Raw genomic sequence first — 21,604 nt, 5'->3', positions numbered from 1 at the left:
TTGGGCTGCCTCCTGTTTACCACCATTTTCCAATTTATTGCCATAAAGCGCGTAAAACGGGATGCAGAAAAATACTCGAAGATGCTAGTATAAATCGGATTTTTATACCCCAAAGGCTCCTTGCTGTACACTATATGTGCGGCAGGGAGCCTTCATCATGTTTTTAAAGTATTTATATTACACTTTTTAAATATTGATTTATTGTTATTTTATCATTATTTTATCATTATTTTATCGTTATTTTATTGTCATGTTTTTTATTTTGATTATGACTCATTGACCAATTTTCCCGTCATATGCTCCGGTATGACTTCAAAGCATTGCACCCTTGGCAAGGCATTTTTGAGTTCCTTTTCCAGATATGCTTCATCATCAGTAAATTTCTGTACCAGGTGGGTACATATTTTTCTGGTCTTGGCCTCATCATCCACCAGCCTGGCCCGGCCAAAGATGATAACACTCCTGATATTCAGGGCCCATTCCCCCTCCTGGCGATAGCCCTCATCATGGACACAATAGCTCACCTTGTCACAGGCCCGGATGGCATCCATCTTATGACCCACCTTGGCACTATGAAAATATAGCCGGTCATCCTCCGCACAATACCAGTGATCCAATGGCACACCGTAGGGATAGCCGTCATCTCCCAGCAGGGACAGCACTCCCCGCTTGGCTTCCTGCAAGACCTCAATACACTCCTCCCGGGAAATCTGCTGCTTAAATCGTCTCATTTCTCTGATCATAGCTCCACCTCATTTATCCACTAGCTTAATACCCGCAGGCCGATTATACCGGCCAAAATCAACAAAACACACCCTCCCTGAGCAGGGGTTATACTATCCTGAAATAAAAGGACACTGACCAGAAAGGTCCCCACAATCCCTATGCCAGTCCATACAGCATAGCCCAGCCCCAAGGGAATTCCGGTCAGGGCCTTCTCCAGCAAATAGAAGCTGATGGCCATGCCAATAAAGGTCATTGCCGTGGGCACAGGCCGGCTAAAGCCCTGGGACAGCTTAAGGGCAACCGCCCAAACCGTTTCAAATAATCCCGCGATTACCAAATATATCCAGTACAAAAAAATCTCCTTCCTATGCAAAAAAGGGTACGCCTGCTGCCGTTCCTTCCAAGACCTAACGGAACAAGCACAAGACGTACCCGGTGGCACAAATCATATTACTAAGCCAATATAACAGATATACAAATTTGTGTCAAATCAGATGTATAAAAAATGTTATTTAGATGTTTTTTAAAAGTTATTTAGTATTTAAATAAACGTTTATTTACATCTATTTTATCGTTGGCACATACCTGGCTCTGCAAATAGTCTGGGTCAGGGTTCCCATTGGGCAAAAGACGCACCAGGAGCGGGGCTTATATATCAGCATAGCGGCAATGGCAATGATTTCAGAGGTAAGCATCAGGCTGTAAAGACCGAAGGCAAACTGCGCCACCCAAGGCTCTATCCCGGATGAATAGGACCAGCTCCAGGGCAGCTGAAGGCTCCACAGCACAGTTACAGCCTCATTAAGCCCCTGTATTCCACTGGCCACCAGCCAGGATACATAGATGATATTAAAAAACATGGCGAAGAAAAAGACCATAAAGCCATATCGAAAGGCCCTGCCCTTCATCCACTCCGGCATTTCCCGCCTCATGGAAAGCCCTGCCTGACTGCCCATTACCCGCAAAAGCTGTCCCCGGTCACAGTAGCGGTTGCAAAACAGCTTATTGCCGCCCCCAATGGCCAAAATCAGGGGCAGACAGAAGCTGATAAGCCCCAGCCAGGCAAATAAAATATTGACCAAGCCCAGGGAAAAATAAATGATGGACCACAGCCAAAGATAGTGATACCAGCGACGCTGCTTGTTCATGACCGTACCTCCACCCTTATGGCCGACGCCGGACACTCCCTGGCACATCTTCCACAGCCCACACATCGCTCCTCCACGGGTCTGGCGAATACTCCACTGACTATTTCCATGGCGCCCATGGGGCAAATATCAGCACAGCTTCCACAGGCCACGCATATATTGTTATCTACCACCGCATGACGGGGCGATAATTTTCCCATGTAAAAAAACCTCCTGCTCAATACTGAAATTCCAAATCAAACCATTTGGCATAGGAGAAGCCGCCCATAAGATTACGTACCATAAACCCATGCTGCTTCAGCATTTGTTCCATATAATACCCGTTAATTCCTACCCGGCAGCTGACTATAATAGGACGGTCCTTATCCAGCTTATCCAGCTGGTCTCTGAGCTTCGGAGCCGGAATATTAATCGCTCCATTTATATGGCCTGACTTATACATATCCGGACTTCTCACATCTATCAGTAGTGCTCCCTTATTCAGCTCCGCCGCCAATTCTCCTGGCAAAAGCGGATTGGTCATGCCCTGCATAATATTATCTGCATAATATCCCGCCATATTGACCGGATCCTTGGCAGAAGAAAATGGCGGGGCATAACAAAGCTCCAAGTCCATCAGGTCCTGCACCGTACCGCCAAAGCGGATTACGGAGGCAATGACATCAATGCGCTTGTCTACTCCCTTGGGCCCGATGGCCTGGGCACCAAGCACCTTGCCATCCTTCAGGCTGAAAATCATTTTCAGGGTAAAATTTTGAGCTCCCGGATAATAGGTGGCATGGTCGGCCGGGAAGGTAACCGTAAATCTGTAATCCTTGCCATAAACCAGGCCCTGCCGCTGGAGAGCCCGTTCATTCATGCCGGTGGAGGCAGCTGTAATGTCAAATACCTTCAAAATCGAGCTTCCCACTACGCCCCCATATTGCCGGTTGGCCCCCACCATATTGTCAGCCGCCAGACGTCCCTGACGGTTAGCGGGACCGGCCAGTGCCAGAGTGGTATATTCCCCGGTCTGCCCGCTAAAGGTCTGCACCGCATCCCCTACAGCATAGACCTCCTTAAAATTAGTTTGCATATATTCGTTTACAACGATATAACCCCTGTCATTCAGGGTAATGCCGCTATCCTGCAAAAATCCCGTATCCGGACGCACACCTATGGACAGCACCACAAAATCTGCCACCAGCATTTCCCCGGAGGAAAGCTCCACCTTAATGCTGCCATCCGGTTCGTGATGAAATTCCTTCACACCGTCACCCAGCTTCAGATTTACGCCATTACTGCGCAGTTCATTTTCCGCCTGCACCACCATATCCGTATCAAAGGGGGCCAAAATATGCGGTGCCGCCTCCACAACGGTGACCTCCAGTCCCTGCTGGCGTATATTCTCGGCAGCTTCAATACCTACAAAGCCACCACCCACAACTACAGCCCTGCCGGCGGGATAATCACGGCTCAGCTTATGAAGTATATCTGCATCCGGCACATTGCGGAGGGTGACAATATTCCTATGATCAATCCCCGGAATCCCCGGCGTTAATGGCTTGGCCCCAGGAGCCAGCAGCAGGGCATCGTATGCTTCTTCATACTGGGTATCGCCAGAGCGGACCTGTACAGTCTTACCAACAGGATCCACCCCTATCACTTCACTATAAATCCGCACATCAACATTAAACAGATTTTTGAAGCTGGCAGGATTCATCACCAATAATTTATCCCGATCCGCAATAGCGCCCCCAACATAGTAGGGCAGGCCGCAGTTGGCGAAGGACACGTCTCCGCCCCGCTCAAACATAATAATCTCCGCCTCTTCGTCAAGCCGCCGCAATCGGGCTGCTGCAGTAGCTCCGCCAGCCACACCACCAACAATTAAATATTTTTTCATATACGTTCACTCCTAAAGCAATCAATATGTTTTACATCCAAAAGGATTATTTGGGAAATAAGCAGGATAAAATTGCTTTAACCCGTTCATCCTTCAACCTATAGGTAATCTCCAGGCCATTTCGCTCCCCCTGGATAATCCCGGCCTGCCGTAATTTGCCCAAATGCTGGGACACGGTGGACTGGGGCACCTCCATACAGCACTGCATGTGGGTCACATTGCAGCCACCGCTGCGCCACAAGCCACGTACTATACATAACCGGACCGGATGGGCAATAACCTTTAACAGCTCGGCCTGCTCCTCCACATTTTTCATATCCTCAATCATCTTTCCACCTCCGTGTCAAATATAAAGCCCTACAACGTTGGAGCTGTGCAGCCCCAGCTCAATTCTCCTTACCTTTGCCATTAATGCTGAACCCTTTGCCCCTAACCTATAAAGCCCCGGCTCATTTTACCTTACCTATGCCCCTTCGCATCGGAAAAATCATCCATATTCAGATAATATTTTGTATATCCATATATTACGTTTTTTGAATATAGTTGTCAATACGTCATAAAAAAATAACCCGGATCCCTATCAATCCGAGTTATGGCAGCAACCACTCTAAATCATGCAAATTTAATAACCAATTACCTTGTCCGCCTTAATCGTCCGCTATTATTATCTGCCTTTATTAACCGACAGAAAGTCGATGGACAGGTCCTCTATCGCCCTGCCTACCATCATATTCTTTACGCACAAAGTTAAAATAAATGTTTTAAAACATTTTTACAAGTTCTTTAAACATTATTTTTATGTTGTTTAAACATTATTTTTGTATTGTTTAAACATTATTTTCATGTTCTTTATTTCCCCACATTAACTAGAGGTCAAGGCTTGCATCAAATAAGTACATCATGCTACGCCTTATGGGACCATCGCTTCCGGGCCTCCTCGTAGCTTTCACACTCAATGGTAAAGCCGCGGCCGCTGACCTCGGAGGTATCGGAAATTATCATAAAGGCCTGTGGGTCATAATGGTCCACAATGGCCTTTACCTGTGCCACCTGGGTCAGGCGTACCACGGTAAACAGCACATCACAGGCTTGCCCGGACATGCCGCCACGACCATTAATAAAGGTAACGCCACGATTAAGCTCCGACATAATCTCCTCACATATCTGTCCGGCCTTTTGGGAAATAATAAAAATGGATTTCTCCCGGTTGAAGCCGGCCACCACCCGATTGGTCAGCTCCGCCGTAACGTAAATACCAGCAATGGACAGCAGGGCCTCCTCCAACTCAAACATAAAGGCCGAGGCCGACACAATGGCAAAATTCAGCACTGCCACCGCTGTCCCCAAATCCACGGAATAATACTTTTTTATAACAGCCCCCAGCACATCCAGGCCACCGGTATTGGCATTGGCACGAAATACCAGCCCAAAGCCGATACCGCTCAGCACTCCGCCAAAGACTGCATTTAATATGGGATTGGCGCAAACATGCCAATCGATAACAAAGGCCGTGACATCGAGGATAAAGGAAAAGGCCACTGTACCCAGAATAGTATCGCAAAAATACCGCCGGCCAAATATCCGATAGGCCAGGTATAAAATTGGCAAATTGTACACCATATTCTGAACGCCCACCGGTATATGAAGTATATAGTATACAATCATGGAAATACCACTGATACCCCCTGTAAGAAGGTGCCCAGGTATCAGAAATAAATTAAAGCCCATAGCCGTGATAAAGCAGCCCACCACAATCAAGCATAGCCTGAGAAACAACCTCAATACTTTCCTACTCATATATATTCCACCTGCTTTCCCAATAAAACACCCGCTGGTGATGATATAGCTGCCCTTGGCGTATATCAACCGACACAACGGGTGTCACACTTCAGCTTTTTCTTTTATACCCTCCTGGGAGCGGGTCCAGCACTTCTGGTAGTGATCCAGCTCCCTGGTCACTGCCTTAAAGGCCTGCCAGCCCACGTCATTATGATTTTGCAATAAATGCTTGAACTGCATCCTGGGAACATGCAAAATCTGGCATTCCTCCACGGCCTCCAGCAAGAAGGAGGACGGAATCCCCAATACTACCTGGGGATTAAGGAGGTGCCCCTCTTCCACCACATCCAAGGGCTTCATCCACTCATCATCCCCCTTGCTGTAGCGGGCTACCCTACCTGTAAGCAAGACCAGCAGGGCCGTCTGATTGACATTTTCATTTAAAATAACATCATCCTTTTTATAGGAGGTCACCCAACAGGAATCCAGCAAGGACCGGATTTGGGTCTTATTAAGGCTCAGCAGCAGCGGGGTCTCGCTGAGCAGTCCCACGTTATATTCCAGCTCATTGCTTTCCATGGAAACGGTTTCAGCAACGCTGAATTCCTCCATAATGCTGTAGGTAATCATAGGATGATGAAACAGGTTCTGGGGGGTCCAGTGCTTGTCGATTAACAGGGGCCAGCTCATAAGAAAAATATATTCCTCATTGCTGATGCGAAAAATATAGATGCGCAGCAGCTTGCCCCGCCGCAAATCAAAGGGACGCCTGCGGTCTGCCTCGGCAATGCGGTGCATGGTGTCCATAAGGTCATTGGGCCCCAGAGACTCCGCCGCCCGGAAAACCGGCTGAATTGTGTTGGAGTTGAGAATAATGCGCCACAGCTTGCCATTGCCAAAATAATAATTGGTCCGCAGATAGGGGTCACTCATGACCTCATCCCGCAAATAGCCCAAATAGGACACGGGAGCGATCTTTCCGCCCACCCGGAAAATGGCCTGGACAGCAGCTCTGGAGTGCTGTCCCTTTTCGTTCAGGGTCTTCAGCTCCTCCTCATTCACCGTCACAATATCCTTTATATTATTGCCATATATCTTCCTAAGCTCATCCATCATGGTGGAGCTTACATCGCCCACATGATATCGGGTTTTGGAAGTGTTTGAAATAATGTCCATTGGGGGGACTCCTTCTCCAAAAAATAAATTCCTGCCTTTGTAATTTTATCGAAATCCTCCGCTTAATATATTAACATTATCCCCCGTTATTTACTAGCAAATATATAGGACTAAAAATGGATTTTCCAAATTCTGTAACACACTTCCCCCTAATTGGTAATCCCCTAAGAGGATACTGTTCGCCGTCAGCATCTTCTTAGGGGATTACAGGCTGCTTTTGTGCACTGAAGTAATTATACAATCCCTTATGTAAAGCATAACTACTTTTATGTGCTTTATTTGCTTTATTTGACCTTATAATCGTCTTTTTCCCTTCAAAGCATAAGTACTATAACAAAATTTTAATAGCCTTTTAATATAAAAAACCGGGCTGCCGTCATCAGCAGCCCGATTCATTTATTAATCAACGCTTGGGAAACATGCCAAAGGCAAACATGGTCATGGCCACCGAGCCCATGGTAAATACCCGGTTTACCGCTACCCCATCGTCACCGTCAGCCGCCCCCAGGGTATACAGTAACGGCCAAAAATGGTCCACAGCAGGCACGGCAAATTCGGAATTTGGCCCAAGCTCCCAATCAAAGGCCCGTTCCTCATGGTGGTACTCCACCGCCCGACAAATGTAATTATTAAAAGAAACCGCCTCCTGGGAGCCCTCCCGATTGCCCCCTGCCTTCAAATAGGCCTCATAATTCTCCGCAGCCAGATCATATACCACATTGCCGCTGCCCAAAATCAGGTAGCCCTCACTTCTGAGCTGGGCCAGGGATTGGCCCAGTGCAAAGCATTCCCTGGCCGTAAGCCCGCTGTTGACAGACAGCTGCACCACAGGGATATCCGGGCGGGGAAACATATGAATCAGCACTGACCAGGTTCCATGATCAATACCCCAATCATCATTTACAGACACCTTATCCCCCAGGAGCTCCCGGACCCGCCGAGTCAGCTCCCCACACCCCGTAACCGGGTACTCCAGCTTGGTCAATTCCTCGGGAAACCCCTGAAAATCATATACCTGCCTGGGCTGAGCCGCACCTTGTACATACGTACCCTCAGTAACCCAATGGGCTGAAATAGACAATATTGCCTTGGGCTTACCGAAAATCTGGAGGATTGATTCACCTACTGCCCGCATCCCGGCGGTAATGTCATTTTTGTCCATGGCAGTCATAGGACTGCCATGACCGGCAAAAATGACCGGCATCCTTATATCATCCATACAAATTCTCCTCAAAATTTGAAAAAACTACGTTCTAAACCCCTCTGCCATTCATTATACCAAAATAAAAAAAATAATCCCACTATTAGCCGCAAACTAACGGTGGGATTATCCATTTTTTCTCAACTGGTCATCTGAAGCAGCTTATCCAGCGTACTGGTTTCCTGAATAAACACGTAAACAATTTCCCCATGGAATTTATTGTATACCAGCCGCCCCGTACACTCCACATTAATTTCCTTGCCCTGCTTATTAATAAGCCGGCATTTCACAAAGCCCTCCACGCGGTCATTAACCTGTTTCTCCTGAAGCTGCCGGCGATATTGCTGAAAAACGGTCCGACGCACCCGGGACAAATCCTGGGGATGGATGATGCTATACAGCTTTTCATGGGTAAAATCCATAAAATCCTGCATATTGTCACAACCAACCAGCTTGATAACGTCATCATTGGCAAAGATGATATGCCCATTGGAGCGAACCCTGTATACGAGAATAGCCCCCGGCAATCCCGTAACTATATCGCCCATCTTAAAGCCCAGCTGGGCCCGGTTGCGCTCCTCCATGCCATCGTAATAGCACTGATAGCCGTTTTTATTACTCATTTTTACCGCATAAAGGGCCGCATCGGCATATTCCCGAAGCTGCTTATAATCCCTTGTATGGATAGGATATTCCGCTGCCCCAATGGACATGGATACATGGTGCAGCTGACCGCCATGCTCAAAGCCCACCTTTTGTCCCACAAAGGATTTGAAAAAAGGCCGAATCTCCTCCAGGGAGGTATGGGTAAAGAAGACCGTAAATTCATCCCCACCATTACGGCCGATAATACACGGTCTGGGGCAACACCTTTTTAGGGTATCGGCTACCTTCCGCAAGACCTCATCACCCACACCATGACCGAAAACATCATTTATAAGCTTAAAATCGTCCACATCCAGGGACATTAAAACACAGCTCACCGCCGGATTGGTTTTGAGAAAATCCTTAATAGAATTTTCTGTCCCGCGTAAATTCAACAGGCCAGTCAAGGGATCCATAATAACCTGAACCGCCGTTCTGCGGGCCAGGGCATTGGCCTTACGGGTCTGTTCCTCCATGGACATCTCCTTATGGATCCGCTCATTGATATCTGACACCATAAAAACGACCCTGTGTATTTCACCGCCGGATTTCTCCCTAACAGGAACAAAGGTTGCTTCACACCACCCATTCACATTGGAATGAAAGGGACAGCTGACGAAATTATTATCCTTCAGCCGTTCTTTAATAGTGGATAGATTTATAAAATTCTTTATTGTTGTCCAGGAGGTACCATTGGTCATATGCCAAAATACATTGTATAATGCTTCCTGAGCCTCATTTTTTCCTTCACACAGGGCATCAATGGCCGGATGTGACTTAAATGCTTCATAGGCACCTGTTTCCAGATCAACGGAATGAACGGAAATATACTTATTAGATACCGCATTAAAAATAGCCTTGTATGAAGCCATATTTTCCACTACCCTTCAAAATTTCCAACCCGGCAAAACGTATTTTTTACATACAATCATACAATTAACCGTATTATAATAAACTTACAGCCAACAATCAATGATTTTTTCCTTATTTTTTAATTATAAAACTTTTGTCCCAACTGCAAATTTCCTCCTATCCATTTATCCCAGGAAAGCTGTACCCCGGCCTGGATAAGGAACACCATTGGGCCCCTGTCCACTTATTTCAGAAAAGCTGAAGAAAAAAACCGGATCCAGGTGAAGCCTTACACTCCATCTGAATCCAGTTTAATTTTACCCAATCCCTGGTCAACCCCTCCAGGAGGGGAACCACCCGGTCAGGCCCAGTGAACAAATTTCGTGGGCTTAAGTACCTCGGCTATTGCCCTTATCAGTACATTGATATCCACCGGCTTACTGATATGCTTTTGCATACCGGCTTCAATACAATTTTGGATATCCTCCTCATATGCATCCGCTGACATGGCAATAATCGGCACAAGAGAAGCATCCGCCCGGTGAAGCGTCCTGATTTTTCTGGTAGCAGCGAGACCGCCCATAACCGGCATGCGCAAATCCATCAAAATCAGCTGATAATGGGAGGTTTCACTGGCACTGTAGAATTCCAGGGCCTCCTGCCCATTATGGGCCCAATCAATAATATTGGCACCGTATTCAGCCAACATCAAATTTGTCAGCTCAGCGTTAATTGAGTTGTCCTCCACCAACAGAATAGGCACATCCTTCAACAAATCCCGTGGGATATCATTTGTATTTATCGCTGAAGCATGATTGGCGGTGGCCGCCTCCTCAGCACTTTCCTTTACCGTTCTTATGGGAACCGTGAACCTGAAGGTAGAGCCCTTGTTCAATTCACTGTCCACCTTTATCGTGCCACCCATCATGGATATAAATTTATTAACCAGAGACAAACCCAAACCAGTTCCCCGAGTATGCAGGGTTTCCTGACGGACCTCCTGGCTGAAAATATCAAACATGTGCTGCTGGAATTCCTTACTCATGCCAATCCCGTCATCCTTGACAATTTCCTCTAGGCTGGAATCATCGCCATTGGCATGAACAAAAACCTGCCAATCCACATGTCCCCCTGCCGGAGTATATTTTACAGCATTGCTGAGGAGATTCATGGCCAGCTGCTGCAGACGTAGACGATCCGCATAAACCACGATTCCCTCATCCACGTGCAAATTGGCTGTAAAGGTAATATGCTGATTATTGGCATTCATGGTAATGGCATCCTTAATAATATTAAATAACTCGTGAGGTACTATCCGCTCCTCCCGGAGCTCCATCTTGCCACTGGCCAGCTTGGACAAATCAAGGACATCATTTACCAGGGCCAGCATCAGCTTGCTGGAGCTGTCAATCCGTTCCAAATATTGCTGTACCTCCTCCATATTGCCGGAGCCTTTGGCTAACCTGGTATAGCCCAAAATTCCATTAAGGGGAGTCCGCATGTCATGACTCATGGTAGACAGGAAATTACTTTCCGACCTACGGGCCTGCTCCGAAGCATCCAGTGCTGCCTGCTTGGCACTGAGCTCCGCCAATACCTGACGCTGATGGGATTTGTAAACAGCAAAGCTGACTGCAATTGTGAGGAGCAGCAGCAACGAGAAGAAAATTGCCACCAACCGATTTGGTATTGTGCGCAAATATTCCATTGTTGTGGGCTTGATGTAAATATTCTGGCTGATAATGCTGGTTACATCAATATTATTGCCCTGCACCGTCTTGCTGAGAATGGAGTTCAATAAACCATTTTGAGGAAGCAGCTGGGCACTGCACTCAGACTCCAAATTGTCAATACCCTCTACCACAAAGTTACCGGTGCCCCGCCGCAGGGTAAGCCAATTAAGCTGGGCCATATTACAATATATAGCGTCAACCTCATGGGCCACCATAGCATCATAGCAGTCCTCCAGGCTGTAATACCCCTTAAACTTCACATCAGGCAGATTTTCCCGCATGGCCTTTTCCACATTTTGCGGTACCCGTCCCACAAAGCCTGCTGTCTTGATTTCATTTACATCAGCCCTCTTTATGGACAATATACTTAGATGGAAAAAGGTTTTGGTAAGCGCCAATCCACTTTCCTCACTGGCAATAATATCCTGGGTGGTCACACCGTACACATCCACATCCCCGGAATGAAGAGCATCTATCAGCTCCTGCCGGGTCTCACAAATTACAAAGGCCACCGGCCAATCAAGCAGCTGGGATATCCGCCGATACAAATCAGGGGAAATACCTCGCAGCTCCCCATCATCATCCACATAGGAAAACGGGGCCTGCTGCCTGATTACCCCTACCTTTAGCACCGGATGCTCGGCAATATACGCCCATTCTTCCTTGGTCAGGGGCAGGCCCTCATGGATCTGAAAATGGCGGTACTTATCAAAAAGCTTTTCCGAATACAGGGGATCCTCATACATAATGCGGTTCATGGCCGCATCCACCTTATTTTTTAAATCAACCTCATTTTTGTTAAAAATCGGATAATAGGTGTTGGTGGCAATATTAAAGGCAGAACGATAATTTTGGGTAAATTTGGACCCAATGGTTATAACACCATCCAGCTTCCCGGCATCCATGGCCTCATGCATGGCTTCATCACTGTCGTAGAACTTAAAAATTGGCGTAATATTGGATTTTTCTGCCCATTCCACGGCCCGATCATACATAATGGAGGATTGGACCACACCCAATACCTTATCATTAAATTCCGCAGGATTGCCGTAGCTGAACCGAGGGTCATCGCTGCGCACCCGTATGCTGGCCTGCCCCGTAAAGAAGCCATTGTTGGCAAACAAAAACTCCTCAAGTCGCTCCTGATTGGGAGAAATCCCTAAGGCCATCTGAATGTTATGGTCTCTGAGGGCCTGAAACATCCCATCATTATTGACAAAAGGATGATAAACAACCTTAAAATTGGCATATTGACCTATCTTATACATATATTCTGCATCAAAGCCATAATAGACGCCTGCACTGCCAGGCATGGCAATCCCCGTCTGCAATACAACGCCCACATGGACCGGCTGCCGGTTATCTGCTATAACATCGGCATATAAAACCCGATAAGGCAGCAGAATAACCGCCACCACAGCAGCCACAATAATCCGCCAAAATAAAATTCTATTTCTTCCCATTAAGATGCCTCCCTAAAAGCCGGTAAAAGCATTCATTGTACTGTTACTGATATATTTCGACGTTTACTCATTTAATCCTTTTTTCTAAACCATTATCCTCTGTGATAAAAAATTTTCTTTTTTTGCTATTGATAATCATTATCATGTATGTTATAATGGTCTTGCAGTTGAGAAAGAATATCAAATAGCCCAGGGGGGTGATTTCCATGAATAATAAAATACCTGATTATGAGCATCAACTGGCATATCACTGTGCACCTACTATTAAGGGAATAAAATGTGGCAGTATGGTAGCCTTCAGGATAAATTCTGATAACTCCTTCCGGAATTTTCTGACGAAGCATCACCAGTGCCTAAAATGCCATGGTATTGAGTATCTGCAACTGACACGACAGAAAAATCATAGCCTGATGCTTTTTTATAGGCCACAACTCCTGACCCGCCTTATAAAACGCCCCCTGGCTATTGATATTCTAAAAAAATTCCATTATCCGCTGCCAAAGGCTATAGATGAACATTCCCTTCCGGCTTTATTGGAACACCTAAAAAAACGTATTGCCCAATGTGATGGATTTCCCCATGAAATAGGTATATTTTTAGGCTATCCTCCAGCCGATGTACAGGGCTTCATTCAAAACAAGGGACAAAATTTCCTGTATAGCGGTTTTTGGAAGGTTTATTCCAACGAAGCCGCCCAGAAGCAGCTCTTTGACTGCTACAACAATTGTATCAATACCATGTGTGCCCGGCTCAAGGCAGGGGAGAGCCTGCAGGAGGTTATCGGGGCCGCATAGAATATATCATCAAAGTGTAGGGAGTTGATAGTTTATGAAAATCGCTGTTGTTTATTGGTCAGGCACCGGGAACACCAAGGCCATGGCTGAATCTATGCTGGAAGGGGCCAAGGCCGCCGGAGCCGATACGGAGCTTTTCTCCGTGGACCAGTTCAACGCCAATAGGATGGCTGATTATGACGGGTTCCTCTTTGGCTGCTCCGCCATGGGCTGTGAGGTGCTGGAGGAAGCTGAATTTGAGCCATTCTTTCAGGAGGCAGAAAACAACATAAAGGATATTCCGGTGGGACTCTTTGGCTCCTATGGCTGGGGCTCCGGCGAATGGTTGCAGGACTGGCACCAGCGCTGCCGGGACCACGGTGCCAAGGTATATAAGGAAGGGGTTATGATAAACAATACCCCGGATGACAGCGGGCTAAAGGAATGTGCGGATTTCGCTCAAAATTTTGTCAAAGATAATTTCTGACTTTTAAAGCTGTATAATATTGTGAAGGCTGTGCTCAAATATTAATTGGGCACAGCTTTTAGTGTTACATTTTTCCTGTATTTAGATTTTTTTCGATATTTCTGTTAAATTAATGTCAATTTAGTCATTTAGGGCTGGATTATTTTACAATATATACGTATAATTAGATTTGTTTAGACTGATTACCTGAAGAAAGAGTGATTTAGTATGAGTATGGAAATGGAATTTATCCGGGTTCTCCCTTCGCCGCAAAGTCTCATGGAGGATTACCCTATCAAAAAGAAATACAAGGACATAAAGCTGGAACGGGACAACACCATCAAAAAAATTTTTTCCGGCGAGGATCATCGGCTGGCCCTTATAATCGGGCCATGCTCCAGCGACAATGAGGATGCTGTGGTGGACTACGTTTCCCGTCTAGCTAAGCTACAGGATAAGATAAAGGATAAAATTTTTATTGTACCTAGACTATATACCAATAAGCCCCGCACCATAGGCGTTGGATATAAAGGTATGCTGCACCAGCCCTCTCCTGAAGGGGAGGAGGATATGCTGGAGGGTATTATTGCCATCCGCAAATTGAACGTGCGGGTAATTGAAGAAACAGGACTAACCGGTGCTGAGGAAATCCTGTACCCTGAGGTATTCCGCTATCTGTCCGACCTGCTGTGCTATGCCGCCGTAGGAGCCCGTTCCAGTGAGGACCAGCTCCATCGGATGATTGCCAGTGGCGTTGGCATTCCCGTGGGCCTGAAAAATCCACCTAGCGGTGACCTGTCTGTTATGCTGAATTCGGTGGCTGCCGCCCAGCATTCCCAGGAATTTTTGTTCCGGGGCTGGGAGGTACGCACCAAGGGCAATGCCTTCGCCCACTCCATCCTCCGGGGCTATGTGGATGCCACCGGCAGCAGCCTGCCAAATTATCACTATGAAACCTTGACCCAGGTTATCAAAATGTATGAGGAACGGGGGCTGGAAAATCCGGCCATCGTGGTGGATACCAACCACGCCAACTCCGGCAAGAAATATCTGGAGCAAATTCGAATCGCCAAGGATATAATTCATTCCCGCCACCTGAACCCGGATATCAAGAATATCGTCAAGGGCCTTATGATAGAAAGCTATATTGAAGACGGCTGTCAGAAGGTGGATGGCGGCGTATACGGTAAATCCATTACCGATCCATGTCTGGGCTGGGAGAAGACTGAGCGGCTGCTGCTGGATCTGGCCGATATGCTTTAATTTATTATGAACACTTAGTGAGCACAAGCCTACGGCGCAGTGGGAACTTAGTGTTCTTTGTAAGGACTCCGTGCGAAATAACGTTTCGCACGGAGTTTAATGATAATTAATTTTTAACGGGGGAAATCTCTATGCAGACTGCGGTAAACATGCTGGCCATCGCCCAGGGGGTATGGTCAAAGGCCCTGGAAACAGCCCGGGTAATCGTGGATGCCACTTCCGGTGCCGGCAGGGATACCTTGTACCTGGCCCAACACAAGCAGCCCCATGCCCATATTTACGCCTTTGATGTCCAGCCTACGGCCATGCTGAAAACCAAGAAAACCACCGAGGCCTTCCGGGAGGATATCACCTATGTACTGGATAGCCACGAAAACATCAGCCAGGTGGTAGCTGACAAGCTGGATCTGGTGGTATTTAATTTAGGCTACCTCCCCGGCGGCGACCACTCCATTACCACCGTGCCAAAGGTTACGGTGAAGGCTGTGGAAAATGTCATGAAGCAGCTGGCAGTAAACGGCGTTATCTCCATCATGGTCTATCCCGGCCACCCCGCCGGCAAGGAAGAGGGGGTACACCTTATGCTTCTCCTGGAGGAGCTGCCAAAGGAGGAATATTCCGTAGTAAAGTGCCAGCTCACCAACCACGATTCCACGGCCCCTTATTTGTATTTGGTTGAGAAGGTAAAATAAAACCCGCCAGTATTAATCTACTGACGGGTTTGATATGTTTTGAATTATATTAAGCTACTTTGTCAAAATCAATTACTGTAAGTTCGGTTAATACTTCTTCTGCCTTTTTACGCAACCGTTCCAACTGCGCTAAAATATCGCCAGTATAAAAGACATCATTGCACTCAGTACATTTATAACAAGGTACATTCTTAATAATGATGAGCATACCGTTTCTTTCAGTAACATCAGCCGTAAATGACTTAACCATATCACCTTTACATGATAAACATTTCATAGTGGCTTCCTCCTTTTAGAAAAGTTACTTTACTATGAAATCTTAGCAAATCCGAGGGATGCAGATGAGCTCTAGATTTCGTTGTAAGGGCGTAGTGCGAAATAACGTTTCACACGAAATTTGACTTTTTTCATCATGGACAGCCCTTCAACTGCCCCAATCCAATAAAAACTCCTGCAAACGGTCATGCAGCTTTACGCTAGTGCCGTTTCCTTCGATTTGTCCGCTACCGGATACAAATTCATCCCAAAGTCGTATCCAATACCATCATCAATGAAAAGCCTACGGCGAACATGATGGTGCCTATATTGGAGTGCTCCCCCTCGGACATTTCGGGGATTATTTCCTCTACCACCACGTACAGCATAGCCCCGGCGGCAAAGCTCAGCAGGAAGGGCAGCACCGGGATAATGATACTGGCAAATATAATGGTCAATGCGGCCCCCACCGGCTCCACCACGCCGGAAAGGACACCGTATACAAAGGATCTGGCCTTGGACAGGCCCTCTGCCCTAAGCGGCATGGAGATAATGGCTCCCTCCGGGAAATTCTGTATGGCAATACCCACAGACAGGGCTATGGCCGCCCCTAAGGTAATGTCAGCCGCCCCGTTATACCAGCTTGCATATAAAACGCCTACCGCCATGCCCTCCGGAATGTTGTGGAGAACCACGGCCAACACCATCATAGTGGACTTGGCCGCCCTGCATTTCATGCCCTCACTTTCATCACTGTTCAAATGCTGATGGGGAATCAGATAATCCAACAGGAGCAGAAACAGTATTCCCGCCCAAAAGCCCGTTATGGCAGGTACACAGCTCAGCACCTCACCCCAGCTGTCAATGGCCTGCTCCATGGCGGGTATTAACAGGCTCCACACTGAAGCCGCCACCATGATACCTGCCGCAAAGCCCAGCAGGCCCCGCTGTACCAGGGGATTGAGCTGTTCCTTCATAAAAAATACACAGGCCGCCCCCAGGCTTGTGCCCAAAAAGGGTATCAGGAGACCCTGTATTATTTCAACTGACATTTTTTCACCTCTTTCAAGAAAAGCAGAGCCAAATATCATGACTCTGCTTTGTACTGCACCATATAGCTTTGTAAAGCCTTCAGCTAAAAGCTTTCAATCAGATTGAAGCCCTTGCCCAGCAGGAAGGTAGCCGTCTCCGGCTCATTGGTTTTAAACACGGCCACCGGCTTGCCGGAATGACGTTCAAAGGAAATATACAGGTAGCAAATATCAATATTGGCCCCATCCACGGCGGACAAAATCTTATCCAAATATCCCGGCACATCCTCCATGGTCACCGCGATAACCTTGTCCAGACGGCACTGATAGCCGGCCTCCCGCAGGACAGCAATAGCTCCATCAGGCTTGTCCACAATAAGGCGGATAATACCAAATTCCGCACTGTCATTGGCCAGCATGGTATAAATATTAATATGGGACTTGGCCAGAACAGAGGTAATCTTCACCAATCCCCCTGGTTTATTTTCCGTAAAAAGTGAAATCTGCTGTAACATAATAAAACCTCCTGTAACCCCACGTCAAGGGGTGCCAACCCGCCCTCCTCTCAGGTAAGAGCTGCACACCCACAGACTCTGGATTAATTCGACTAAATTCAGCTGGCATATATATCTCCTGCTGAACAAGTCGTATTTAACAAACTCTAGGCATTATTTTAGCAAATATAAGCAAAGCTGTAAACCCAGAAGCTGTCATATTAATCATCTGTCTCCACAGGACTTCTCCCCCGACGCAGCTTTTCCAATTCAATCCCCGGCAGGGTAAAGCCCCGGCCCAACACCTCATTGGCCGGCACAATCAGCATAAAGGCCGCTCTGTCCACCGTATCTACAATGGCCTTTATCTTGGCAATCTGGGTAGTTTTCACCACCACAAAGACAATATCCCGTTCCGCCTGACTGTAGGCTCCCTGACCGTGGATAAAGGTAACGCCCCGGCCTACCTCGTAGATAATACCGTCAGCAATTTCCCTGGACCTGTTGGACACAATAAGAATAGCCTTCCGGTGATTAATACCGGCAATCACCTTATCCGTCACATTGGCAGCCACAAACATACCTATAAGGGTGAACATGGCCTGGGTAACGCCAAAGAGGGCTCCCGCCACCACCATCAGCATACAGTTAAAGGAAAAAATTACCACCCCCATATCGAAGGAATAGTATTTCTTCACAATGGCACCGATAATATCAAAGCCGCCGGTGCTGGCATTATTTCTGAAGACAATCCCATAGCCGATACCGCATAAAATACCGCCGAAAATGGCCGACAGCATGTGGTCCGGCACCAAATAAAAATCACTCATAAATTTGGTAAAATCCAGGCAGAAGGAAAATACCATGGTACCCACAAGCACATCCATAAGATAGCGTTTTCCCAGAAAAAAATAGGCGGCTATCAGCAGGGGAATATTATATATAAAGGACTGTATACCCAAAGGGAAGCCGAAGGAGAACAGCATAATCATGGAAATACCCGTAACGCCTCCCGTCAACAGGTGCGCCGGTACGTAGCAGGCATTGATGCCCACACTGGCGATAAAACAGCCCAGAACAATCAATCCATACTTAAAAATATTTCGCTTTACATGATACTTTCTCATAAAGTGCTTCATGCCAAACAGTTCCCCCCAGGAATTTTACTTTTTTAGAAATTATAGCTGCAGCTCAGCACATAGGTGCGGCCATTCATTGGATAGCCATAGATTTCGCTGTAGTTTTTATCAAATAGATTATACACCGACAGATTGGCGCTTGTCTGCTTATTAAATTCTTTTGTCACAGAAAGGTTATGCACAACATAGCCCCCCAGCTCAGCAATCCGTGTTTCGGCAGGACCCGCTGACGGATAACCGTACATGGCCCGCTGATTGCCGATGTAATGCATATCATACTGCAGGCTCCAGCTATCCCGGTGGAATTTGTAGCCCAGGGACAGCATATGGCGGGGGCGGTAATCCAGCTCATCTGATAAGCCAGCATGGTCATAGGCCTTGGCCCCATCCTTGGAGGTATGCTGATTGGTGTAGTTAAGATAAACCGAGGAATAATCATCAAAGCGATAATTATTTTCCCACTCAAAGCCCCAGATCTTCACCCCATTCAGCATGTACACATTAAACGGTCTGGTGTGCAGGAAATTAATGAAGGAGCTAAAGTTTTGATAGAACAAGGTTACCCTGGTGTCGTATTTGTCACTGAAGCTATGGGCCACCGACAGGTCATAGCCCCAGCCCTTTTCCGGGCTCAGCTCCCCCTTTTGGTTGTTGCCGGTTAAATCCTGATAATACCAATAAAACTCGGCCATGGATGGGCTGCGCCAAATCCGGTTAATGGACAGGCTGGTGGTAGTTTTGTCATCATGCTTCAATGTGGCGGTAATCTTTGGTGAAAGCCCTTTGTCATCGTAGGCTTTTATCTTTTCTGCCCGTTGGTCATCCCGATCGGCCCGCATAACATCATACCGCAGACCGTAATCCAGGGTCCAGCGCTTGTCCATGGTCCAGGTATCCCCCACATAGAGACCCCAAACATCAGCCTTTTGGGATGGATAGAGCTCCGAGGCCGTATTCGGCTTCACCCCATTGTACCAGCCATAGCCGTAGCGCATCAGGGTATATTCACCACCAAAGACCAGCTCATGCTTGTCATCCAGTACCCTGGTACCCCGATAAATATACCCGGAGGATTTGTCACTGGAGTTATGGCGATCATAGGACACGGCCCCATCCACTACCTTTACCTCATGGAGGTCCTCGTTATTCCTCCAGTAGGTAAGTAGGTCACTGCCATTGTCCCGCTTGGACGCATAGGAAATATCAAACCGATTTCCCGTGGCCACGGTCCGGCTCCCATCTCCCGGTAAATGAGCAAAATCCTGGTCATTGCCATAGGCATCCCCAAATAATGTGGTCGGATAATAAGAGTTGTACCCGGCCGTTCCCGGCTCATTCTTCACCACCCGGCCAATATGGGTGCGGTTATGCTGGAAATTCACCTTGATGCTGTCCGTCCTACTAAAATGATAGGCCAAATTTAAGCCAAAGAGCTTATTGCCATAATCCGCATTTCTCAGGTAGCCATCGTTGGACTCAAACAAATAATTAATGCCATAGTCCAGCTGTCCGGCTGACCCCTTATAATAAATGGACGCCTGCCGCAGGCGATTACTGCCTGCAGAAAACTTAATCTGTCCTCCATTGGTGTGCTTAGTAATAATGTTAATTACACCGCCATCGGTCTGGCCGTACTTGAAGGACTTGGCCCCCTTGATAATCTCGATTTTCTCGATCATATCTGTTGGCATGGCATCCCAGCTGAAATAGCTGCCGCCCATTACCCCGGAATTTTTCTGGGGCACACCATCCACCAGTACAAGGAACCGCCGGCTGTCATGGCCCCGGAGCTTTACACTCTGGTCCTCAGCACCGCCTACAGGCTTTTCCTGAATTTGAATACCTGCGGTACCCCGCAGCAGCTCCGGCACTGACTTGACCTCGCCCTTATAATCCTTCAAATCTATGACGGTATCCACCTGATTATCAGTGATCTCATCACCGTATACCACCACCTCTTCATCGCCGTAATTGGCTACCTCCGCAGCATATGCACTGCCGGTAACCAGACTAAGGCACAATAATCCGCTAAAAATCTTCCACTTGCTCATTTCCTTGCTCCTTCAATTTATATCTTTTCTAAAATGGAATCATTTCCTATTTAAACAACTCATGGTGGGAAAAGGCCAGCTTCAGCCGCTTCACAATAAATGGTATCAGCAGCAGCTGCAGGCCAATTCCCGGGGCGCCGGCCACAATCCCGCTCCATACATAGGCCACGGGCTCTGCCTTAATCTGCAGCATTTCCCCAAATAACAGCAATACTGCCACCATCATGGCCCGACCGCAGATAATGGCCCCCAGCATGGCCAGCCAGGGATTGACCCGCCGACTCAGTAGGCCGGAAACAAAGCCATATACCCCCAGCTCAGCCACCATCATGGGCAGCATGGGCATCAAAGGAGGCATACCCGTCAAGAAGCTGCTGCTAACCGGTGTAACCACCCCCACAATAAGTCCATATACAGGGCCTAAAATCAGCCCCCCCATAAACACGGGTATGTGCATGGGCGATAAAATCCTGGCCACCGGCCCCAGGGCATGAAAGGCAACGGGCAACAGCACCCCCAATGCCACAAACAGCCCGGCAAACACCGTTTTTTTCGTACTCATAATAACTCCTTTACATATACCAGCTGCCAACTGGCAGTTAAGCCTATCATAGTAGTATGGCTTCATCCCATTTTAACTCCACGCTAACAGGTGCCAATCTTCCCTCCTTTTAGGTAGGAAGCAAGATGAGAGCATAGGAGCTTTCATCAGCCCTTACAACGAAATCTAGAGCTCATCTGCATCCTTCGGATTTGCTTCGCTAAGATTTCATAGTAAAAAGCACCCATAGCGGTCAGTGTCAGCTGCTCAGCTAAGACCATGGTCTTGCTT

At 47.3% G+C, this 21,604-nt stretch carries 21 protein-coding genes; 4 read left to right on the top strand and 17 right to left on the bottom strand.

Annotated features, from left to right (window positions below):
- Positions 1–266: 266 nt before the first annotated feature.
- The 11 genes from Q0Y54_RS03260 to Q0Y54_RS03210 all read right to left on the bottom strand — a co-directional run bounded on the left by Q0Y54_RS03260 (position 267) and on the right by Q0Y54_RS03210 (position 12,608).
- A complete protein-coding gene (locus tag Q0Y54_RS03260; RefSeq protein ID WP_297964251.1) occupies positions 267–743 on the bottom strand; it encodes a pyridoxamine 5'-phosphate oxidase family protein in 477 nt (158 codons plus the stop codon).
- Between the two features lie 20 nt (positions 744–763).
- Positions 764–1,078, bottom strand: a complete 315-nt coding sequence (locus Q0Y54_RS03255) for a multidrug efflux SMR transporter (RefSeq protein WP_297964249.1) — start codon at positions 1,076–1,078, stop codon at positions 764–766.
- A gap of 211 nt (positions 1,079–1,289) precedes the next feature.
- Positions 1,290–1,874, bottom strand: coding sequence for a 4Fe-4S binding protein (locus Q0Y54_RS03250; RefSeq protein WP_297964247.1), 585 nt, complete (start codon positions 1,872–1,874; stop codon positions 1,290–1,292).
- Positions 1,871–2,074, bottom strand: a complete 204-nt coding sequence (locus tag Q0Y54_RS03245) for a 4Fe-4S binding protein (protein WP_297964245.1) — start codon at positions 2,072–2,074, stop codon at positions 1,871–1,873. The genes Q0Y54_RS03250 and Q0Y54_RS03245 overlap by 4 nt, the downstream gene beginning before the upstream one ends.
- A gap of 17 nt (positions 2,075–2,091) precedes the next feature.
- The gene (locus Q0Y54_RS03240; protein ID WP_297964243.1) at positions 2,092–3,759 is read right to left on the bottom strand and encodes an FAD-dependent oxidoreductase; all 1,668 of its coding nucleotides are present in this window, start codon (positions 3,757–3,759) and stop codon (positions 2,092–2,094) included.
- Positions 3,760–3,805: 46 nt separating this feature from the next.
- On the bottom strand, positions 3,806–4,087 hold the full coding sequence (locus tag Q0Y54_RS03235) for a helix-turn-helix transcriptional regulator (RefSeq protein ID WP_297964241.1): 282 nt from the start codon (positions 4,085–4,087) through the stop codon (positions 3,806–3,808).
- 575 nt (positions 4,088–4,662) lie between these two features.
- Positions 4,663–5,556 carry a YitT family protein gene (locus Q0Y54_RS03230; RefSeq protein WP_297964239.1) on the bottom strand — a complete coding sequence of 298 codons (894 nt, stop codon included), beginning with the start codon at positions 5,554–5,556 and terminating at the stop codon, positions 4,663–4,665.
- 84 nt (positions 5,557–5,640) lie between these two features.
- Positions 5,641–6,714: a cyclic nucleotide-binding domain-containing protein gene (locus Q0Y54_RS03225; protein WP_297964236.1), complete on the bottom strand. Its 1,074-nt coding sequence runs from the start codon at positions 6,712–6,714 to the stop codon at positions 5,641–5,643.
- A 403-nt stretch (positions 6,715–7,117) separates the two neighbouring features.
- Complete coding sequence (locus tag Q0Y54_RS03220; protein ID WP_297964234.1) at positions 7,118–7,933, bottom strand: dioxygenase; 816 nt, start codon at positions 7,931–7,933, stop codon at positions 7,118–7,120.
- Between the two features lie 122 nt (positions 7,934–8,055).
- A complete protein-coding gene (locus tag Q0Y54_RS03215) occupies positions 8,056–9,432 on the bottom strand; it encodes a diguanylate cyclase domain-containing protein (RefSeq protein ID WP_297964232.1) in 1,377 nt (458 codons plus the stop codon).
- A gap of 341 nt (positions 9,433–9,773) precedes the next feature.
- Positions 9,774–12,608, bottom strand: a complete 2,835-nt coding sequence (locus tag Q0Y54_RS03210; RefSeq protein WP_297964230.1) for an ATP-binding protein — start codon at positions 12,606–12,608, stop codon at positions 9,774–9,776.
- 206 nt (positions 12,609–12,814) lie between these two features.
- Here Q0Y54_RS03210 and Q0Y54_RS03205 point away from each other — a divergent pair, with 206 nt between their 5' ends.
- The 4 genes from Q0Y54_RS03205 to Q0Y54_RS03190 all read left to right on the top strand — a co-directional run bounded on the left by Q0Y54_RS03205 (position 12,815) and on the right by Q0Y54_RS03190 (position 15,802).
- Positions 12,815–13,402 carry a DUF3793 family protein gene (locus Q0Y54_RS03205; RefSeq protein WP_297964228.1) on the top strand — a complete coding sequence of 196 codons (588 nt, stop codon included), beginning with the start codon at positions 12,815–12,817 and terminating at the stop codon, positions 13,400–13,402.
- 34 nt (positions 13,403–13,436) lie between these two features.
- Complete coding sequence (locus Q0Y54_RS03200) at positions 13,437–13,868, top strand: flavodoxin (RefSeq protein WP_297964226.1); 432 nt, start codon at positions 13,437–13,439, stop codon at positions 13,866–13,868.
- 207 nt (positions 13,869–14,075) lie between these two features.
- Positions 14,076–15,110, top strand: a complete 1,035-nt coding sequence (locus tag Q0Y54_RS03195; protein WP_297964225.1) for a 3-deoxy-7-phosphoheptulonate synthase — start codon at positions 14,076–14,078, stop codon at positions 15,108–15,110.
- 131 nt (positions 15,111–15,241) lie between these two features.
- Complete coding sequence (locus Q0Y54_RS03190) at positions 15,242–15,802, top strand: class I SAM-dependent methyltransferase (protein ID WP_297964223.1); 561 nt, start codon at positions 15,242–15,244, stop codon at positions 15,800–15,802.
- A gap of 49 nt (positions 15,803–15,851) precedes the next feature.
- Here the strand turns inward: Q0Y54_RS03190 and Q0Y54_RS03185 are convergent, their stop codons facing one another.
- From Q0Y54_RS03185 to Q0Y54_RS03160, 6 genes are all read right to left on the bottom strand, one after another.
- Positions 15,852–16,079, bottom strand: a complete 228-nt coding sequence (locus tag Q0Y54_RS03185; RefSeq protein ID WP_297964221.1) for a YgiT-type zinc finger protein — start codon at positions 16,077–16,079, stop codon at positions 15,852–15,854.
- A 241-nt stretch (positions 16,080–16,320) separates the two neighbouring features.
- Positions 16,321–17,109 (bottom strand): ZIP family metal transporter, encoded by a 789-nt coding sequence (locus Q0Y54_RS03180; RefSeq protein ID WP_297964219.1) that lies wholly within the window; start codon positions 17,107–17,109, stop codon positions 16,321–16,323.
- 83 nt (positions 17,110–17,192) lie between these two features.
- Positions 17,193–17,603: an amino acid-binding protein gene (locus Q0Y54_RS03175; RefSeq protein ID WP_297964217.1), complete on the bottom strand. Its 411-nt coding sequence runs from the start codon at positions 17,601–17,603 to the stop codon at positions 17,193–17,195.
- A 200-nt stretch (positions 17,604–17,803) separates the two neighbouring features.
- On the bottom strand, positions 17,804–18,709 hold the full coding sequence (locus Q0Y54_RS03170) for a YitT family protein (protein WP_297964215.1): 906 nt from the start codon (positions 18,707–18,709) through the stop codon (positions 17,804–17,806).
- A 44-nt stretch (positions 18,710–18,753) separates the two neighbouring features.
- Complete coding sequence (locus tag Q0Y54_RS03165; protein WP_297964212.1) at positions 18,754–20,772, bottom strand: TonB-dependent receptor; 2,019 nt, start codon at positions 20,770–20,772, stop codon at positions 18,754–18,756.
- A gap of 46 nt (positions 20,773–20,818) precedes the next feature.
- The gene (locus Q0Y54_RS03160; protein WP_297964210.1) at positions 20,819–21,334 is read right to left on the bottom strand and encodes an ECF transporter S component; all 516 of its coding nucleotides are present in this window, start codon (positions 21,332–21,334) and stop codon (positions 20,819–20,821) included.
- Between the last annotated feature and the right edge of the window lie 270 nt (positions 21,335–21,604).

The sequence above is a fragment of the uncultured Anaerovibrio sp. genome, assembly GCF_947302755.1.
GTDB lineage: Bacteria > Bacillota > Negativicutes > Selenomonadales > Selenomonadaceae > Anaerovibrio.
This window is presented reverse-complemented; position numbering and strand designations above follow the sequence as displayed.

What these genes read in the sequence shown, in the direction of transcription:
- Q0Y54_RS03210 (WP_297964230.1), bottom strand. Translation starts at nt 12,608, where the DNA reads ATGGGAAGAAATAGAATTTTATTTTGGCGGATTATTGTGGCTGCTGTG.
- Q0Y54_RS03225 (WP_297964236.1), bottom strand. Translation starts at nt 6,714, where the DNA reads ATGGACATTATTTCAAACACTTCCAAAACCCGATATCATGTGGGCGAT.
- Q0Y54_RS03215 (WP_297964232.1), bottom strand. Translation starts at nt 9,432, where the DNA reads ATGGCTTCATACAAGGCTATTTTTAATGCGGTATCTAATAAGTATATT.
- Q0Y54_RS03185 (WP_297964221.1), bottom strand. Translation starts at nt 16,079, where the DNA reads ATGAAATGTTTATCATGTAAAGGTGATATGGTTAAGTCATTTACGGCT.
- Q0Y54_RS03200 (WP_297964226.1), top strand. Translation starts at nt 13,437, where the DNA reads ATGAAAATCGCTGTTGTTTATTGGTCAGGCACCGGGAACACCAAGGCC.
- Q0Y54_RS03160 (WP_297964210.1), bottom strand. Translation starts at nt 21,334, where the DNA reads ATGAGTACGAAAAAAACGGTGTTTGCCGGGCTGTTTGTGGCATTGGGG.
- Q0Y54_RS03220 (WP_297964234.1), bottom strand. Translation starts at nt 7,933, where the DNA reads ATGGATGATATAAGGATGCCGGTCATTTTTGCCGGTCATGGCAGTCCT.
- Q0Y54_RS03260 (WP_297964251.1), bottom strand. Translation starts at nt 743, where the DNA reads ATGATCAGAGAAATGAGACGATTTAAGCAGCAGATTTCCCGGGAGGAG.
- Q0Y54_RS03170 (WP_297964215.1), bottom strand. Translation starts at nt 18,709, where the DNA reads ATGAGAAAGTATCATGTAAAGCGAAATATTTTTAAGTATGGATTGATT.
- Q0Y54_RS03230 (WP_297964239.1), bottom strand. Translation starts at nt 5,556, where the DNA reads ATGAGTAGGAAAGTATTGAGGTTGTTTCTCAGGCTATGCTTGATTGTG.
- Q0Y54_RS03245 (WP_297964245.1), bottom strand. Translation starts at nt 2,074, where the DNA reads ATGGGAAAATTATCGCCCCGTCATGCGGTGGTAGATAACAATATATGC.
- Q0Y54_RS03165 (WP_297964212.1), bottom strand. Translation starts at nt 20,772, where the DNA reads ATGAGCAAGTGGAAGATTTTTAGCGGATTATTGTGCCTTAGTCTGGTT.
- Q0Y54_RS03190 (WP_297964223.1), top strand. Translation starts at nt 15,242, where the DNA reads ATGCAGACTGCGGTAAACATGCTGGCCATCGCCCAGGGGGTATGGTCA.
- Q0Y54_RS03250 (WP_297964247.1), bottom strand. Translation starts at nt 1,874, where the DNA reads ATGAACAAGCAGCGTCGCTGGTATCACTATCTTTGGCTGTGGTCCATC.
- Q0Y54_RS03175 (WP_297964217.1), bottom strand. Translation starts at nt 17,603, where the DNA reads ATGTTACAGCAGATTTCACTTTTTACGGAAAATAAACCAGGGGGATTG.
- Q0Y54_RS03195 (WP_297964225.1), top strand. Translation starts at nt 14,076, where the DNA reads ATGAGTATGGAAATGGAATTTATCCGGGTTCTCCCTTCGCCGCAAAGT.
- Q0Y54_RS03180 (WP_297964219.1), bottom strand. Translation starts at nt 17,109, where the DNA reads ATGTCAGTTGAAATAATACAGGGTCTCCTGATACCCTTTTTGGGCACA.
- Q0Y54_RS03205 (WP_297964228.1), top strand. Translation starts at nt 12,815, where the DNA reads ATGAATAATAAAATACCTGATTATGAGCATCAACTGGCATATCACTGT.
- Q0Y54_RS03240 (WP_297964243.1), bottom strand. Translation starts at nt 3,759, where the DNA reads ATGAAAAAATATTTAATTGTTGGTGGTGTGGCTGGCGGAGCTACTGCA.
- Q0Y54_RS03235 (WP_297964241.1), bottom strand. Translation starts at nt 4,087, where the DNA reads ATGATTGAGGATATGAAAAATGTGGAGGAGCAGGCCGAGCTGTTAAAG.